Here is an 18,033-nt window from a genome sequence, read left to right as displayed (position 1 = left end):
ATATTACAAAAATATTATGAGTTTACATTTTAATATTTAGTGTTTATGCAAAAAAAAGGAGAGGTTTAAAATGAGAAAAAAAATAATATCTTTGTCAATGGCAGTAGCTTTATGTCTAACAGTAGGTTTATATTCAATGAATAAAGTTTTCCAAGGTGAAAATAGTTTTAATAGCAATAATAATATGAAATTATTATCAATGGGTTGCGATTTAGATAGTACACCAAATACAACCGATCCAGGCATAACAGAACCTAAATAAAAAAGATTTTGTTTTAAAATATAAAATCACTTAAATATAGTATCAAATTAATTATATATGGTTAAAGAGGCACTAAAACGCTGAATCCAACACTGGTTTAATTATTGGTGCGTGGATGGGCTCATAATAAATATCAATTACACTAGATGGTAAAAAATAAAAAGTAAAAAAATATATTTACATACAAAATTTGCGGAAGTGCAATCGATGTGTAAATAAAACAACATCACATTTTAAAAAAGCGATATAGAAAAGTAGGTGATGATAATAGTAATAGATAATAAGAAACATTAATCTCAATTTACTGGTATCTTTTAAAAATATATTTATTAATTGAGGTAATAATTTTTAATTATTATATATAGTAGATCAAATTAAAGAAGTTTAAAGGGGGATAATATGAAGAAAAAAATATCAATGCTACTTACATTATCATTAGCTTTATCATGTATTGGAATGGCCATAACAGCCGAAGCAAGTACTGGTGAGAAAGTTTACAAGACATATCCTGTAACTCAAGAACTTTCAGAATTAATAGAAGTGAAATAAAATCTTGCTGACGAATATTATCAGTTTAAAATAGGTAATATTACCGCTACTGAATATTCTGAAAAAGAAAAACAGATATTAAGTTCAAAATCTTCAAACATAAAACAAACATTAAGTTTAAGTTCCAATAACCCAAACCTTTTATCTGATTCAACTCAATCAAAAGGGACGACTACAATGACTTCTGATGCTATAGCATATAGTAGTGCAAGTGGAAGATTAAGCTCTGTTGTACATCAATCACAAGCTAATGGTTACTATTGTGGTCCTGCTACAGCTGCAATATTAATCAAAGCCCGTACAGGAACATCATATTCTCAATCTACAATGGCCAGTTCACTTAGAACAACGACTGATGGAACTGGATGGTATGATGGTGGTGGAAAAACCGGATATCCAATGCCAGATACAATTAACAGCTATATAGGTAAAACCTTCTATGCTAAATATGGAACATCAATAGATCCAAATACTTTTAAATTAAATGTTATGTACGATATAGATCTTAACTACGGATTAGCCGGTAATGCATATGAAGTTGTTGGTGGACCTCATTTAGTAGGACATCCTAATGAAAAGATCTACCACTGGTTTGCAATCGATGGATATGCTAATTATGGAGACACTATTTGGTATGTTGACCCAGTTGCGGGCTGTTCCGCTATAAGCTGGTCTAGTAGTGTACCTCCATATTCTAGCATGAATTATAAAACACTAGCCACTATAATTGATGGAAGAGGACTTATCTGGTAATACAATCATTATAAACATTAAAACTTAACTTGTGGTGTTTTATAATAATTCTAAGCATATTTAATTTTATTGCATTTGGAGGATATCATGAAAAATAAACAATTTATAATATTTTTTATAATATTAGTAGTAGCTATAATAGGAGTTTGTATATATCAAGGTGTTAATCAAGATAACATTTTAAAAAATCAAACTGATAGCAATGTGAATACCTCGAATGAGTTTTCAAGCAATTCAGTGGATAATCAAATAGATGATATCGTGGAAGAAAATTTAGATTCAAGTAAACCGCTTAAAATACATGCTCAGTTAGATGATGGACGATGTTGGGGTCAACTTGCTATTGAAAACTCTGGAAACATTTTAGGGTTTACACAAATGGAAAATGATAAGCCAAGTGAACTATTTCTATATAATATTAACAATAGTGAAGTAAAGCCTTTCTATACCTTGGAACCTAATTGGTCTCCAGCACCAGCACAAATTAATGACAACTTTATATTATGGGAAGAGTATTTAACTGAAGAATCTGACTTACGTCCAATGCGAATAATGCTCTATAATAGAGATACAAATGAAGTTACTAAAATTCACGAAGATTTAAATTATAATAAGAACCTTCCATTTATAAGAACATGTTTAGGTGAGGATACCGCATATTGGTCCACAGGCTATTTTAAAGATGATACAATTATTCACTGTATCATGAAATATGATATTTTATCAAAAGAAAAATGCTTGTATAAGGATATGGCTACTGCACCAGCTATAAACGATAACCACTTTATTTGGCTAGGTCCAGAAGATGACACTTTAACAAATACAGCTGCATTTCAGGAAAATCTTGATACTAAGGAAATAACTAGAATAACTTCAAGTAAATCTCCTAATCATATAGTTGGTAGCGATGAGCGGGTTATATTTAGTGGATTAGATAAACCTTCATCTTATGATAAAAATATTAAAGATGTATGGAGTATTTGCTTATATGAAGATGGTATTATAACTAAAATTAGAACCTCCTCAGGCTCTGATGATATTTTTGAATTTCCCCAATTCAATGGAAAGTTTGTAGGATGGCGAGGAACTGATAAATTGAGACTATATTCGGTTGATGAAAAGAAGAGTTATATATTAACTGATAAATGTGCAAATTATACAGAGGTTACATTATGTGATAATTATGCTTTATGGAATAGTCCTGTAATAGATGATGAAAAGAAAGCAAAGGAAGATGCCATGGAAAGAGGTATGTATGATTCATATATTTATATATTACCTTTAGATGACATGTAATCATCAAGTTTAGAAGATTCCTATGATAATATTCAACTTAAAATTAAGCGATGCTAAATTTAATAAAAAATAATGGGAGAAGGACTAGCTGATAAGCTGTTCCAACTTCCATTATTTTTTATTTACGTCAACAACCCTTACGTAGGTAATCTGAAAGCTAAGACATAATCTTCTTATAAGGTTCAATGACTATAAAACAGAAGAATTTATTTATAAAAATAAAAGATATCAAATAGCTAAATTAATAAATGCTATTTGATATCTTTTTTTAATTTCAAAAAAGTTTCCCAAAAACTTTCGAAAAATTTTACACTATAAGCTTTTACTGCATATATGTTCAGTGAAAATAATAATTAACAAATGTAGGGAGAGATTAATATGGGTAAGTTTGTACAGTTGACAGAGGAAAATATGGATAGGGAGAAATATGGAACTTTTCCACATGCTTTATATAGATTAGAAAAATATAGACAGGTTCTTAGTAATGATTCTATATTACTTTATGGAATTTTAAAGGACAGGCTTAATCTTAGTTTTATGAATGATATGAGAGATAGAAATGGACAAGTTTTTATCATAGCTTCCTTAGAGTGTATATGTGAGAAGCTAAATGTATCAACTTCCACTGCAAGAAAGTTAGTAAGGGAACTTGAGAATGCTGACCTTTTAAGAATTGAAAAATGTGAAGGTTATAATGCTTCAAGAAGATTTTACTTAGGAGATGTAAATAGGGATGAGGATAATTCAAGTGATGAAAATTGCCAAAAGGATAAGCTGGAAATTAACAGTTCAGGGGATGAAAATTATCATAAGGAAGGTGTGAAAAGTAATACTTCCAAGGGCGAAAAATTAAACCCTAATAAACCTGATCTAAATAATCCTGATATTAATAACCCTAATATTAATAAAGATAAGCCAAAGGCTAAAGAAAGTTATAAAGGGAATTACAAAAGGAATTACAAAAGGAATTACAATAAGGGTTATAAGAAGAATTATCATAAAGGGAATTACAATAATTTATTAACTGATGACAACGGCAAGAATGATAATTCTAACTATGAGTATTTAAAACCTTTTAATTTTGAGGATTTCTAGTTTACACCACTATAAAAGAGTTCAGGAATATTGTTTTTATTATATAGATTTAGGGGGATATGAATATGGAGTTACCAAAAACATTACAAGGGGAGCAAGCAATCCTAGGGGGAATGATTTGTTATCCTAAGATAATAGATGAAGTTATAGAAAGAATAAAGCCAGAGGAGTTTTATTATGAAAATCATATAAAGATTTACAGGGAAATATCTAGACTTTATGAAGGGGGCATAACTGTAGATATACCAACCCTTGGTGAAGCACTAAATAATAAAGATCAGCTTAAGGATATTGGAGGTATTAGTTACATAACAAAGTTATACGAAAGTAGTACTTTATCGGACAATATTAAATATCATTGTGACAATATAAAGGATAGGGCTGTAAAGAGAAAATTAATTCAGATATCTAATGAGATTCTTAGAAAAACTCAAGATAACAGTGTTCTAGGAACTGATATTATCGGCAAAATGGGAGAGGAACTATATAAGGTTACAGAAGAGAGAGGAAGAATGTTTACAATTTCAGAATGTCTTAATTCATCTATAGATGGTATAGAAAATAGATTTAGGAATAAGGGATCAATAGTAGGAGCTACAACTGGTCTTAAATCACTAGACAAGATAACAGGAGGGCTTCAAAGGGGAAATCTAAACATTATTGCAGGGAGACCATCTATGGGGAAAACTGCATTAGCTCTAAACATTGCAGCCAAGGCATCTATAGAAAATAGAGTTGCCATATTCTCCTTTGAAATGTCTAAGGAGGAACTGACAGATAGGCTACTTAGTGAAGAGGGAAACATACCACTTCAAAAAATAAAATCTGGGAAGTTAGAAGAAGATGAATTCGGAAGTTTAATGAATGCAGCAGCTAGACTTAGTAGTAGATATGCCTTTGTATATGATGGAGGAGCTTTAACTGTAGGAGAAATAAGAGCAAGAACTATGAAGGAAAAGTTAAAAGGTGGATTAGATGTTATAGTTATAGATTATCTTCAACTTATACAGGGAGATAAAAATATAAATGGAAGTAGATATAATGAAGTAAGTAAAATATCTAGGGATTTAAAAAATCTAGCTAGAGAACTTGATATATGTGTGTTAGCATTAGCCCAACTTAACAGAGCCTCTGAAGGTAGAGGAGATAAAAGACCAACAATTTCAGACCTTAGAGATTCAGGAAGTATTGAACAGGATGCAGATATAGTAATGCTACTTCACAGACCTGATTATTACAACGATGACAGTGAAGAAAAAGGTATTTGTCATGTTATAGTAGGAAAAAATAGAAATGGAATCACAGGAACCTTCAAATTAAAATGGAAACCTGAGGTTCAGAGATTTTATGATGAACTTAGATAATTGGTTTGAAAGTTGTTTTGGTTAATGGGGATAGTAACTATTATATGGAATTTAGATGTGATAAAATTAAGGATATGAAATAGCAGAGGAGAGAGACTAAAATGGCTAAACTTACACTACAGGAATTAGAATCAAAACTTTGGCAATGTGCTGATATTCTAAGAGGAGAATTATCAGGGGCAGAGTACAAAGATTATATATTTGGAATGATGTTTTTAAAGAGATTAAATGATGAATTTGATGAAGAAAGAGAAATAAGAAAGAAAGAGTTCTCATCAGAGGGTATGGATTTAGAAGAAGTTAATGAACTTTTAGAGGATTCCTCTATATATGAAACCTTCTATGTTCCAGAGCAAGCTAGATGGGAAAATCTTAAGAATCTAACTTTAAATATAGGACCAGAACTAGATAAGGCATTTAAAGCCATTGAAGATGAGCCTAAAAATGCAGAACTTATAGGGGTATTAACTACAACTAACTATAATGATAAGGAAAAAGTTCCAGATAAGAAATTATCACAACTTTTAATTCTATTTAGCAGTATTAATGTAGCTAACTCAAACCTAGAATCTGAAGATTTACTTGGAGATGCTTATCAGTATTTAATTAAACAATTTGCTGATGAAGGTGGTAAAAAAGGTGGAGAATTCTATACACCTACTGAAATTGTTAAGATTATGGTTAACCTATTAAAACCAGAGGAAAGAGATAGAATATACGATCCAACCTGTGGTTCGGGTGGTATGCTTATTCAATCCATCGAATACATAAAGGAACATGGTGGAAATCATAAAAACCTTTCTCTATTTGGTCAAGAAATAAACCTTTCTACCTGGGCAATATGTAAAATGAACATGCTTTTCCATGGAGCTAAAGGAGCAGATATTCAAAAGGGTGATACTATAAGAGATCCAAGACACACAGAAGGTGGAGTATTAAAAACCTTTGATAAAGTACTTGCAAATCCTCCATTCTCATTAAAAAACTGGGGAACTGAAGAAGCAGAACATGACGCCTTCCATAGATTTGATTATGGAATACCACCAAAATCTTACGGAGATTTAGCCTTTGTAGAGCATATGATATCAAGCTTAAACATGAAGGGTAAAATGGCATCAGTAGTACCTCATGGAGTTTTATTCAGAGGAGGAGCAGAAGGTAAAATAAGAACAGGCTTCATAAAAGATGATTTAATAGAAGCAGTAATTGGAATACCACAAAACATATTCTACGGAACAGGAATACCAGCAGCCATCATTGTTTTAAATAAAGCTAAAGCAGTGGAGAGAAAAAATAAAATACTATTTATAGATGGAAGCAACAACTTCGTTAAAGATGGAAATAAAAATAAGCTAAGAGAAGAAGACATAGCTAAAATAGTAGAAGCCTTCGATAACTACGAAACTGTGGAAAAATATGCAGAAGTTGTGGATATAAAAACCATAGAAGAAAATGACTGCAACTTAAACATAAGTAGATATGTAGACACAACAGAAGAAGAAGAGCAAGTAGATATTCAAAGTGTTTTAGATGAGATAAAAGACCTTGAAAAGAAAGAAGAAGAAACTAAGGAGAAGCTTAATGGATATCTAAAAGAATTAGGCTTTGAGGTTGTTTAAGGTGGTGGATGGAGTGAAGGAAGTTAGAGAAGGGTATAAGATGAGCGAGCTGGGGGAGATACCTGAGGAGTGGGAAGTTAGAAGTACTGGAGATGTGTTTAATTTCTCTGGAGGATTATCTATTTCAAGAGCTAAATTAGGTGAATATGGAATTAATTATTTACACTATGGAGACATACACAAGAGAATTGAAAATTATATAGATACAGCTACTGATGAGGAATGGTTACCTAAACTTAATGATAATTATGAGAATATAAAATCAGGAGTAAAATTAGAAACGGGAGATGTAGTATTTGCAGATGCATCAGAAGATTATGAAGGTATAGGCAAAAGTGTAGCTATATTTAACAGTAATAATAAAGAGTTTGTTGCTGGATTACATACTATAGTTGCAAAAGATAAAGAAAAATTATTAGATAGTAACTACAAAAGATATTGTTTTACTACCAATGCTGTCAGAAGTAAGTTTAGGTTTTTAGCTACAGGTACTAGTGTATATGGAATATCAAGAGAAAATATAAAGAAAATTAACATCTTAGTACCACCATTAAAAGAACAAGAAAAAATAGCCCAAATTCTTTCTACAGTAGATTCTCAAATAGATAATGTGGATGCACTTATAGAGAAAAATAAAGAACTAAAAAAAGGACTAATGCAGAAGCTTTTAACCGAAGGTATTGGACATAAGGAATTTAAGAAGACGGAGATTGGGGAGATACCGAAGGCGTGGGAGGTTAAGAGTCTTGGGGAGGTTTTTAAATTATCTAGTGGAAATTTTTTATCTCAAAAAGATATAGTTCAGGGCAAATATCCTGTTTATGGTGGAAATGGAGTAAATGGGTATCATAATAAATATCTATTCGAAGAATCAAAATTGGTTATAGGGAGAGTTGGAGCTAAATGTGGATGTGTTCATGTTAGCGAACCTTATTGCTGGATAACAGATAATGCACTATATATAGATAAAAAAATTGAAGGCTTTAACAATATGTATATGTATTATTTATTAGATTATATAAATTTAAATAATTATGCAAATCAAAATGCTCAGCCTGTTATATCAGGACAAAAAATATATAGTATTAGTATTGGAATGCCATCAATAGATGAACAAAAACAAATAGCATCAATACTATCATCAGTAGATGAAAATATAGAGCAATATGAAGATAAAAAATCAAAGTTAGAAGAAACTAAAAAAGGTTTAATGCAGCAGATTTTAACGGGGAAGATTAGGGTTGTTATTAAAAGATAATCTTAACAAAGGAGATAAATATGGATAATGTGTGGGAGTTGGGAAGCAAAATACTTGAAGGATTGGGGTGGGCAAGCATAATAGTAATAATTATTAAGATTATTACTAGAAACGTGATTGATGATAAATTTAATGATATAACAATAATAGCAAATCCAAGTGAAAAAGAAAAAAATGTTTATCACAGTTATCAAAGTTATGACGATTTACAGTTGTCAGGGGAATATACTTTGATAGCGCCAGTAAATAATATTTTTAAGAATATAAAAGTTTACGAAATAAAACTTACTGATAAGGGTAAATTAAAAAAAGGTAATATTTTATATTCATTAAAACTATTAGAACCTAATAGAGCATTGCTCTTAAATATTTATTGCAGCTGTGGAGCACCAGCAAGATGCATAGTGTGGGAGGACAAGAGTGGAAGAAAATCAGAATATTTCTTCCGAGAAAATGGATTTAATGGAAATAGGAATCATTCGATCATAAGATATAAGAGTTCTATTAAGAATTATATTTTAGATTTTATTGATTTACTTTAAAAATATGTTATACCAAACTACACCAAACAAATAAGTGGTGTAGTTTTTTTATTCTAAAATATCTAGATATCATACCTTTGGTAATAATTAAATCTGAATTAGCACTATGTTAAAGGTTGCAAATTTAGTTTATTTATTGACAGAAATAATGTAGAATTAGATTATATATAATAAAAAAAGATTGGATGAGGAAATGATAAATGGATAGAGATGAAAAGTATTTAATCAGAATAATGTTTCAAAATAAAATATACTCAGCTGATGCTCAAGGGTTTGAAAATTTATTTACAAAAATTATGGAGTATAAGCATCCAGATTTCAGAGCTGTTAAACCTCAAGGATCATTTGGAGATATGAAAAATGATGGTTATATACTTAATTCAGGTATGTTTTATCAAGTCTATGGTCCAGAAGATATATCTAAAAGTATTGATACTGCTATTAATAAATTAGAAGAAGATTTTAATGGATTGCTACAAAAATGGAGTAATGAAGTAGAAATAAAAGAATTTAACTATGTAGTTAATGATAAGTATAAAGGCGTACATGTAACAGTACATAAAAAATTACTCAAACTAAAAAATATTGTTACAGAGCTAGGTAAAGAACATGTGTTAGTTACGGGACTAATAGTTGCAAAAGATTTGGAAAATAGATTATTTGAGTTAGATGAAGATAACATGATAGCAATAGTAGGATTATCACCAAGAACAAGTGCTATTTATGATGTTGATTATGATTCATTAAATGATGTTATAGAGCATATATTTAATTTGCCAGCAAAAGACTATAATGATGATGAATTATATGTACCAGAGTTTGATGAAAAAATAAGATTTAATGGATTAAGCAAAATAATAAGTAGAAGACTAGAAGCAGCTGCAATAAACTATGGGGATGTGGAAGTCTATTTTGATAATCAAGGAGATTTCTTAAGAGAAGACATTAAAAATAGATTTAAAGATTTATATATAGAATCAAAGAAAGCAATAAAGGATGATGAAGAGAATTTTGCAGATAGAAGATATATGTACATATTACAAAAGAGTATGCCAAAAGAAAGCAAACAATCTGTTCAACAGGCAGTAGAATGTTTAATGGCTTTTTATTTCGAGAGTTGTGACATATTTGAGATGCCAGAAATTTGAAAAGGAGGTGAGGAAATGATATTACCAAAGAAACATATAAAGCTATCAGAATCATTATTTGCATTAGGAGCTATTATTCTAAGTGAGCTAAAAAAGCAAGGAAGTGTTGATTCAATTTGGGAAAGCGTATCCTCTAAGTCAGATTTTAATATTAGGATTACATTTGATAACTTCATTTTAACTTTAGATTATTTATATTCAATAGGAGCAATTGATATTAATGAAGATGGAGGTGTTTTTAAATGTACTTAAAAAAATTAAGTTCAAATAAATCACAATTCCACACAATAGAATTTAAAGAAGGATTAAATTTTATAATTGGGAGAAGACAAAATCCAGAGATAAAAAAATTAGAAGAGACATATAATGGTGTTGGGAAATCTCTAATTATAGAACTTATACATTTTTGCTTAGGTAGTAACAAAATTGATGTGTTCGAAGAACATTTAACAGGATGGACTTTCACACTAGAGGTTGAAATAAACGGGGAAGAATTTATAGTAACTAGATCTTGTGATGAACAAACCACATGTATTGTTAATGATAAAGAAATGAGTATTTCAAAATATACAAGCCTATTAGCAGAAAAGGTTTTTAAAATTACAAGTAATGATAAAATAAGTAATGTAACATTTAGAAGCTTAATTTCTAGATTTATAAGAAGATATAAATCTAGTTATAATAAATATGAAACTTATATAATTAAGGAAACTCCTTATGCAAAACTAGTTAATAATTCTTACTTACTAGGGTTAGATGCTGAAATGGTTCAAAGTAAGATGAAGCAAAAAAAACAAATAGATGAGCTAGTAAAGAGTAAAAGAGCTGTAGAAAAAGATCCGGTTTTAAAAGAATACTTTGTAGGTAATGAAGATTTAGATATAGAAATAACAGACTTAAAAGATGATATTAATGAGTTGGAAACAAAATTAAATGAATTTAAAGTGGCTGAAAATTATAGAGATATTCAGAAACAAGCTGATGAAATATCTTATAAAAAAAGAGAATTAGCTAATCAAATTGTACTTGTTCAAAATTCTATAAGAAAGGTTGAAAAAAGCTTGGATATAAAACCGGATATAGAATTAGGAAGTATATTGAAAATGTATGATGAAGCTAAATTAGTATTTGATGATAATGTAGTTAGGAATTTAGAACAGGTTACTGAGTTTCATAACAAACTATTAGCAAATAGAAAAACACGACTTGAATCACAAAAACAATCACTTCTAAATAGTAAAAACGATTTAGAAAAAAATGCAAATAAGTATGCAAAAGAACTAGATAGGTTAATTGGATTTCTAGGTAGTCATGGTGCATTAGAGGAATATACAGCACTAAGTAAAGAAATAAATGAATTAAGACTTAAGTTAGAAAAAGCTAATGACTATAAAAATATTCTGGAAACATATGATGATAAGTTAGCTGAGGCGAATATTAATATAGAACAACAAAAGTTAGCAGCAAGTAAATATGTAAAAGAGAATAAAGCGTTATTAGAAGATATAATGAATACATTTAGAAGTTATTCAAAAACTTTTTATAAGGATAAATCTAGTGGGTTAGATATAAAAGTTAATGATGGAAATAACCAATTAAGATTTGATATTAATGCAAAAATAATAGGGGATTCTTCAGACGGAATTAGTGAAGTTTGTATATTCTGTTTTGATATGACACTATTAAAACTAAAAAATCATAATGTGGATTTTATTTTCCATGACAGTAGATTGTTTGCAAATATGGATCCGAGACAAAGGTTATCACTATTAAAAATTGTAGAATCAGAAACTAAAAAAGGTAAGATGCAATATATAGCTTCTCTAAATGAAGATTTAATATTAACATTAAAAGATATTGTAGCGGAAGAAGACTATGAAAACTATAAGGCATTAATTGACGAAAATACTATTTTGGTATTAACAGATACATCAGATGAAGATAAACTTTTAGGTATGACTAAAGATATTCCTTATGATATATAAGGGTAAATTAATAATTGTAAGCAGCGGATTAAGCCATAGAGAAATCTATGGCTTTCCTTATACTAATAAACATAGTCATTAGTTTTCTTATGTTTATTAGTTGTCCTAAGTGGGGTATAATATAGATTATAAATATATATTATTATATGGTAAAAATTAACTTAATTGAGTATAATATAGATAATAAATGAAATATAAGGAATGTGAATAAAAAGTAGCGGAGGTGAAGTTATGTTCTTTTTCTATTTTGAGAATAAAGATATAAATCAAATACTGGTTGATAAGATAAAAGCATTTGTCACTTTAGGGGAAAGTAATAACTTTACATTTGAAGAAGACAAAAACAAATTGAATGTTATATATAAAGATTATGGTATATGCACTTTAAAGATAGAACAACTATCAAGTGATAGCGTGAAAATTAAGATAATAAAAATGTCAGGTGATAAATATAAATCAATCCGCTTAAAGAGTCAGTTTGATAAATACTGGAAAGAAAATATTCCACAGAAAGAATTTAATGTTGGATTAGAAAATAATGGTGAATTAAAAAAAGTATTTGATCTTATTATAGGGATAAGAGACACATTTGTTTCAGATATTACTGTTGATTTTAGAATTAATGAAATCTCATTTAAAGATTATAGAGGATTTAAGAATGAAGAATTTAAATTTAATAAGCAGTTAACAGTGTTGATAGGGAAAAATGGATGTGGAAAAACTTCTATTCTAGAAGGTGTTGCGGTAGGAATAGGAGCTTTCCTAAATGGAGTTGATGATGTAACTGACTCAAAGAATATTTATAAGGAAGACATAAGATTTTCACTGGAAGATACTGAGGAAATGCCAGTAAGATATGATTATCCACCAACTATGGTAAAATTTAAGAGTAAATTCATAAATCAAGAAATTCAATGGTCTAGAGTTAAGGCATCTTTAGAAGGTGCTAGAACTAGCACAAAAGATTCAACAATAGTTACAACGGTAGTAAGACAATTAGTGAGTGATATTAGAGAGATTAATTCAAGAGAAATAATATTACCTATTTTTTCTTACCATGGAGTAGGACGAGTTGCAAGTTTTACACGTGACATGAGGATATTAGAGAAAACAGAAAAATTATCAAGGTTTGTGGGTTACAAAGATTGCTTAAAACCTGCATCAAATTACAAGTTCTTTGTAAATTGGTATAGAAAGATGAAATATAGAGAATTTGAATACTCAAAAAAGATACCAGTTTTATCAGCTGTTAATGAAAGCATAAAAAAGGCATTAACAATGTTAACTGATGGAGAAGAAAACACTGTTAAAGATATTTTATTTAATGAAGGTGAAATTGCAGTATTGTTTAATAATGGTAATATAATTCCAGTATCTTATCTTAGTGATGGGTATAAAGATGTAGTTGGTATAATTTCCGATATAGCATATAGAATGGCAATTTTAAACCCTAAACTTGGAGTAGACGTGCTTTTAAAAACACCGGGAATTGTATTAATTGATGAAATTGAAGTTCATTTACATCCAATGTGGCAACAAAGAATATTGAAAATATTAAAAGCGGTATTCCCTAAAGTACAATTTATTATATCAACTCACTCTCCAATGATAGTATCAACTACAGATGAAAATGAAGCAATAGAATTATTTAGAGAAGAAGATAAAATTAAATATATTAGTGTAGGAAATCCTAAGGAATGGTATATGAGTGATATATTAAGAAATGTTTTTGATATTACTGAAAAGGTTAAGCCTATTAATGATATGTTGATAGTTGAAACATTGGAGGAAAAGTTAATAAGATATAGTGAAATGGTTAAGGCTTATGTATCATCAAAAAATCCTGAGTTGAAAAACGAAATTGAATCATTGTATGAGGAGCTAATACCAAGTTTACCTAAGGGTAATCCAAGGAGACGTGTACTGGAAAGATTAAAGGAGCTGGTTCAATGATTTCCTTTGATAGAAGTTTAATAACTAAACCAACAAAATTGCTAGACAATGAATATAAGAAGAGAATTTATTTGGATTTGTATGATAAAGATGGTAATGTAAAACCTAGATGGAATAGTATTAGAGAAAATAATATTAGAGTAGTAAGGGATTACCTAATAAATATTACAAAAGGTTGTTGTACTTATTGTGGAAAAAAAATAAAAGATAGTGATATGGATGTAGATCATTTTCTTCCCTCACACGAGTATAATTATTTAGCATATTGCTTGGATAATTTAGTTCCAAGTTGTAAGAAATGTAACCAGAATTATAAAAATAAATTTGTACCTAACGAAATTAAAGGTAAAAAAATAATAGAAGCATGTATGGAGCAAGAGTTAGAAGAGTTTGATTATATTTATGACAAAGATATAATCTTAAATGAATTATGTAGTGAAAGTAGATTAATTGAACCCACCTTTGATAATGTTGAAGAGCATGTTAACTTTAATCCAGAGTTCTATATGTATGAAGCAAAAACTAAAATAGGTGAGAATACAATTAGCATGTTTTTTGATAAATCAGAGTTTGTAGGGGAATTAGAAGAAATAAGTAACATGGTAAAGGAAATAGTTGAAAAAAATAGAGATGATAACTATGAAATAATTGAATTTTTGATAAGGGCACAAGGATATGATTTTTATTATAATAAATTTTATGAGTATTGGCAAAATGAAAAGGTCAATAATAGGTTGTAGAAAAATTGTGTATTAATAAAGTAGTGTAGTAATAGATAAGAACTTATTTATTACTAAAAATTTAATGAAAAATGAAATAGTAATAAAGTAATAAAGAAAAGCATAGAGAAATCTATGTTTTTTTACGATTACTGACGTATTTATTTTAAAAATATTATAGAAAAAAGTGGAATATATTATATATATTTGTTTATGAATTGCAACATAGTGTATAATTGAAGTAATTAAATTTATAGAAAATAGGGTGGATTGTATGGGCTACTTGGGAAATGAAGAAACATTGGTTGAGTTACCAGCTATTGATTATATAGAAAATAAATTAGGTTATAATTTCATTCATGGTAAGGCGTTGACCCCTGAAAGTGGTGCTAGGGATTCTTTATCTGATGTGGTTTTGAAGAATAGATTAAGAGATGCTTTAAAAAGACTTAATCCTTGGATGGATGAGGGAAATTTAGATAGAACTGTTAGGTATATATCAAGGGCAGATAGTTTGGGTACAAGCTTACTGGAGATAAATGAAAAACTTTATGATGCTATTGTAGATTTGAATTATACTGTGGAGCAGGATATCTATGGCAATGGTCAAAAGAAGCATCAAACAGTTAAGTTTATAGATTTTGATGATTTTGATAATGCTGAGAATAATGATTTTTTAGTTACTAGACAGTTTGAGGTTCGAACTCTTTCAGGAAAATCTATATTTCCGGATATAGTTGTATTTATAAATGGTATTCCGGTTATTGTTTTAGAGGCGAAGTCACCTTTTTTAGAGAAGGGTAAAAATGAGAGCATCGGGAAGAAACAAGCTTTTGAGCAGCTCAGAAGGTATATGAATGAGAGAGATTCATCCTTAGGTGAAGGTGCTCCTAGATTATTTTATACAAACTTTTTTACGGGGATTTTAAATAAGTATCATGGTTATGTTGGAACTATAAGTTCAAAGTATAATCATTATTTAGAATGGAAAGATCCATATCCCTTTAATAAAGAAGATATAGGGAATGTTGAAGATTTTGGACAAAATATATTCCTTCAAGGCTTTTTAGAGAAGAAGAATCTTTTAGATTTAATGAGAAACTTTATAGTTTATGAAGCTGAGGGTGGAGCTATTATTAAAAAGGTTTGTAGGTATCAGCAGTTTAGGGCTGTTAATAAAGCTATAGATAGAATAACAGGAAATAAAGATAAAATAGCTCGTGGTGGAGTTGTTTGGCATACTCAAGGTTCGGGAAAATCTTTAACCATGGTTTTTTTAGCTAGGAAGATTAAGAGAACGGAGCAGCTTATGGATTCTACCATAGTAGTTGTTACAGATAGAATAGATTTGGATAAACAAATTTATGCTACCTTTGATAGAACTTTATCTAAGATTACTACACCAGTAAGGGCGGATAAGATTTCTATTATGAAAGAACTTTTATCAAATTCACAGCCACAGATAATTATGACTACTATCCAAAAGTTCCAAAGTGAAACTGAGGAGAGAGAAGTGGTGCAAAATGGGGAGAGAGTTAAGCAAATCTACATTAAGGATTATGATGTTTTAAGTACAAAGCAAAATATTATAGTCCTTGCAGATGAGGCTCATAGAAGTCAGTATAAGGATACTGCTACAAATATGAGAACTGCACTTCCTAATGCTGTGTTTATTGGATTTACAGGGACACCTATTGATAAGGAAGATAAGTCTACTAAAAGAACTTTTGGTGGATATATAGATAAGTATTCTATTAAACAAGCTGTAGATGATGGTGCTACTGTTAAGATTGTTTATGAAGGTAGAAGGCCAGATTTGCAAGTTCTTGGGGAGTCTTTAGATTCTTTATTTGATGAAGCTTTTAATGATAGAACCGATGAAGAGAAGGAAGCTATAAAACAAAAGTATGCTACAAAGAAGGCCATAGTTGAATCTGATGATAGAATAGATGATATAGCTAGAGATATGCTTAAACATTATAAGGAACAGATTCTTCCTAATGGGTTTAAAGCTCAAATAGTTTGTGTATCTAGGGATTCTTGTGTTAAATATTATGATGCTATAAGTAAGCATGTTGGAGAAATATTAGGAGAAGACTTTGAAGCTCAGGTTATATTTTCAGGTGGATTAAATGACAAAACTCATTTAAAGAAACATTTTACGACTAAGCCAGAACAGGAAGCTTTGATTAATAGATTTAAGCAACCAGTGGCTAAGGATAAGCTATGTTTTTTAATTGTTAAGGACATGCTTTTAACAGGCTTTGATGCTCCTATAGAGCAAGTTATGTATCTTGATAGACCACTAAAAGAACATACATTACTTCAAGCTATAGCAAGGGTTAATAGAACTTCTACTAGAGAGATAGAGAGAATTCTTGAAAGTGGTAAAACTAAAAAAGAAACTATAATCAAGCAATGTGGTTATGTTGTAGATTATTACGGTATATCAAACTATTTAGAAGAGGCTCTAGCTGTATTTGATGCAGAAGAATTAGGAAAACCTATGGATTCTATAGAGGATATGTATAATGAAATGCTATCTTATAGAGAAGCTATTATGAATATGTTTAAGGGTGCGAGTAAAGATAATTTAGATGAACTTGTTAATCGTATAGAACCAGAGGATAAAAGGGCAGAATTTGAGCTGGTTTATAGAAAGTTCTCAGGAGCAGTTGAAGGGTTATTACCATCAAATGTAGGAACAGAGATAATAAACGATTTAAGATGGGTATCCTATATAAGAGCAGCAGCAAAGGCGAAATTTGCTCCAGGGGAAGAGATGGATATAGCAGACTGTGGAGAAAAGGTAAGAGAAATAATAGATGAGCATTTGAAATCACTAGGTGTTAGAACTTGGATAGAGCCTATTACTTTATTTGAGGATGATTTTAAAAGTAAAGTAAATACATTAAAATCAGATGAAGCTCAGGCATCAGCTATGGAACACGCTATTAAGCATACCATTAATGTTAAAGGACATGAAAACCCTGTTTATTATCAATCACTACTGGAAAGGCTTCAAAAGATATTAGATGAAACCGTTAATGATTGGATTGAAAGAAAGAAGCAGTTAGAGGAGTTCATTAATAGAGAAGTAAATAGTGGGGTAACAAGTAAAGCTAATGAACTAGGTTTAGATGAGAAGGAGTATGCTTTCTTTGAAGTTATAAAGAAGTATATTTTAGAAGAGAATGTAGAAGACGGTGTAGTTAAAGAACCAGATGCGCTATATATAGGAAATGATATTATAGAGTTGTCTAAAGATATAGCTAAGGATACTAAGAAAGTAGTTGAGGATAACTATGTTATAGATTGGGCTACAAATAACTCTAAGACTAATGATATAAAAAGAGAAATAAAACTAATGCTTATAAGAAAGCATAGAGCTGCTATAAATAAAGATGTAAGAGAAAGAATAATGGAACCATTACTAAATTTAGCAAAAGTGCATTTTCATGTAATTTAAAAGGTTAGTAAATGCCATTGG

The 18,033-nt window shown here is 29.8% G+C and carries 15 protein-coding genes; all 15 read left to right on the top strand.

The window, feature by feature from the left end; all coding sequences use genetic code 11:
• Positions 1–70: 70 nt before the first annotated feature.
• The 15 genes from RSD37_RS03520 (at position 71) to RSD37_RS03450 (ending at position 18,012) form a co-directional block, all read left to right on the top strand.
• Entirely contained in the window at positions 71–262 is a 192-nt protein-coding gene (locus RSD37_RS03520; protein ID WP_346945311.1) for a hypothetical protein, read from the top strand.
• A 399-nt stretch (positions 263–661) separates the two neighbouring features.
• Positions 662–811, top strand: coding sequence for a hypothetical protein (locus RSD37_RS03515; protein ID WP_346945310.1), 150 nt, complete (start codon positions 662–664; stop codon positions 809–811).
• 177 nt (positions 812–988) lie between these two features.
• Positions 989–1,564 carry a C39 family peptidase gene (locus RSD37_RS03510; RefSeq protein WP_346945309.1) on the top strand — a complete coding sequence of 192 codons (576 nt, stop codon included), beginning with the start codon at positions 989–991 and terminating at the stop codon, positions 1,562–1,564.
• A gap of 87 nt (positions 1,565–1,651) precedes the next feature.
• On the top strand, positions 1,652–2,860 hold the full coding sequence (locus RSD37_RS03505; protein ID WP_346945308.1) for a hypothetical protein: 1,209 nt from the start codon (positions 1,652–1,654) through the stop codon (positions 2,858–2,860).
• A gap of 378 nt (positions 2,861–3,238) precedes the next feature.
• Complete coding sequence (locus RSD37_RS03500; protein ID WP_346945307.1) at positions 3,239–3,955, top strand: replication initiator protein A; 717 nt, start codon at positions 3,239–3,241, stop codon at positions 3,953–3,955.
• A gap of 65 nt (positions 3,956–4,020) precedes the next feature.
• Complete coding sequence (gene dnaB, locus RSD37_RS03495) at positions 4,021–5,319, top strand: replicative DNA helicase (RefSeq protein WP_346945306.1); 1,299 nt, start codon at positions 4,021–4,023, stop codon at positions 5,317–5,319.
• A gap of 101 nt (positions 5,320–5,420) precedes the next feature.
• Complete coding sequence (locus tag RSD37_RS03490; RefSeq protein WP_346945305.1) at positions 5,421–6,938, top strand: type I restriction-modification system subunit M; 1,518 nt, start codon at positions 5,421–5,423, stop codon at positions 6,936–6,938.
• Positions 6,939–6,951: 13 nt separating this feature from the next.
• Positions 6,952–8,196, top strand: coding sequence for a restriction endonuclease subunit S (locus RSD37_RS03485; RefSeq protein WP_346945304.1), 1,245 nt, complete (start codon positions 6,952–6,954; stop codon positions 8,194–8,196).
• A gap of 20 nt (positions 8,197–8,216) precedes the next feature.
• On the top strand, positions 8,217–8,738 hold the full coding sequence (locus tag RSD37_RS03480; protein WP_346945303.1) for a hypothetical protein: 522 nt from the start codon (positions 8,217–8,219) through the stop codon (positions 8,736–8,738).
• A gap of 200 nt (positions 8,739–8,938) precedes the next feature.
• Complete coding sequence (locus RSD37_RS03475) at positions 8,939–9,886, top strand: ABC-three component system protein (protein WP_346945302.1); 948 nt, start codon at positions 8,939–8,941, stop codon at positions 9,884–9,886.
• Between the two features lie 15 nt (positions 9,887–9,901).
• Complete coding sequence (locus RSD37_RS03470; RefSeq protein WP_346945301.1) at positions 9,902–10,138, top strand: ABC-three component system middle component 6; 237 nt, start codon at positions 9,902–9,904, stop codon at positions 10,136–10,138.
• Entirely contained in the window at positions 10,129–11,871 is a 1,743-nt protein-coding gene (locus RSD37_RS03465) for a DUF2326 domain-containing protein (RefSeq protein ID WP_346945300.1), read from the top strand. Before RSD37_RS03470 ends, RSD37_RS03465 begins: the two co-directional genes overlap by 10 nt.
• A 231-nt stretch (positions 11,872–12,102) precedes the next feature.
• Entirely contained in the window at positions 12,103–13,824 is a 1,722-nt protein-coding gene (locus RSD37_RS03460) for an AAA family ATPase (protein WP_346945299.1), read from the top strand.
• Positions 13,821–14,564 (top strand): HNH endonuclease signature motif containing protein, encoded by a 744-nt coding sequence (locus tag RSD37_RS03455; protein ID WP_346945298.1) that lies wholly within the window; start codon positions 13,821–13,823, stop codon positions 14,562–14,564. The genes RSD37_RS03460 and RSD37_RS03455 overlap by 4 nt, the downstream gene beginning before the upstream one ends.
• A 253-nt stretch (positions 14,565–14,817) precedes the next feature.
• On the top strand, positions 14,818–18,012 hold the full coding sequence (locus RSD37_RS03450; protein WP_346945297.1) for a type I restriction endonuclease subunit R: 3,195 nt from the start codon (positions 14,818–14,820) through the stop codon (positions 18,010–18,012).
• Positions 18,013–18,033: the final 21 nt, after the last annotated feature.

Source organism: Clostridium sp. (assembly GCF_036646415.1).
Taxonomy (GTDB): domain Bacteria; phylum Bacillota; class Clostridia; order Clostridiales; family Clostridiaceae; genus Clostridium_J.
The sequence above is the reverse complement of the archived record's forward strand: the minus strand, read 5'-3'. Positions and strand labels throughout refer to the sequence as shown.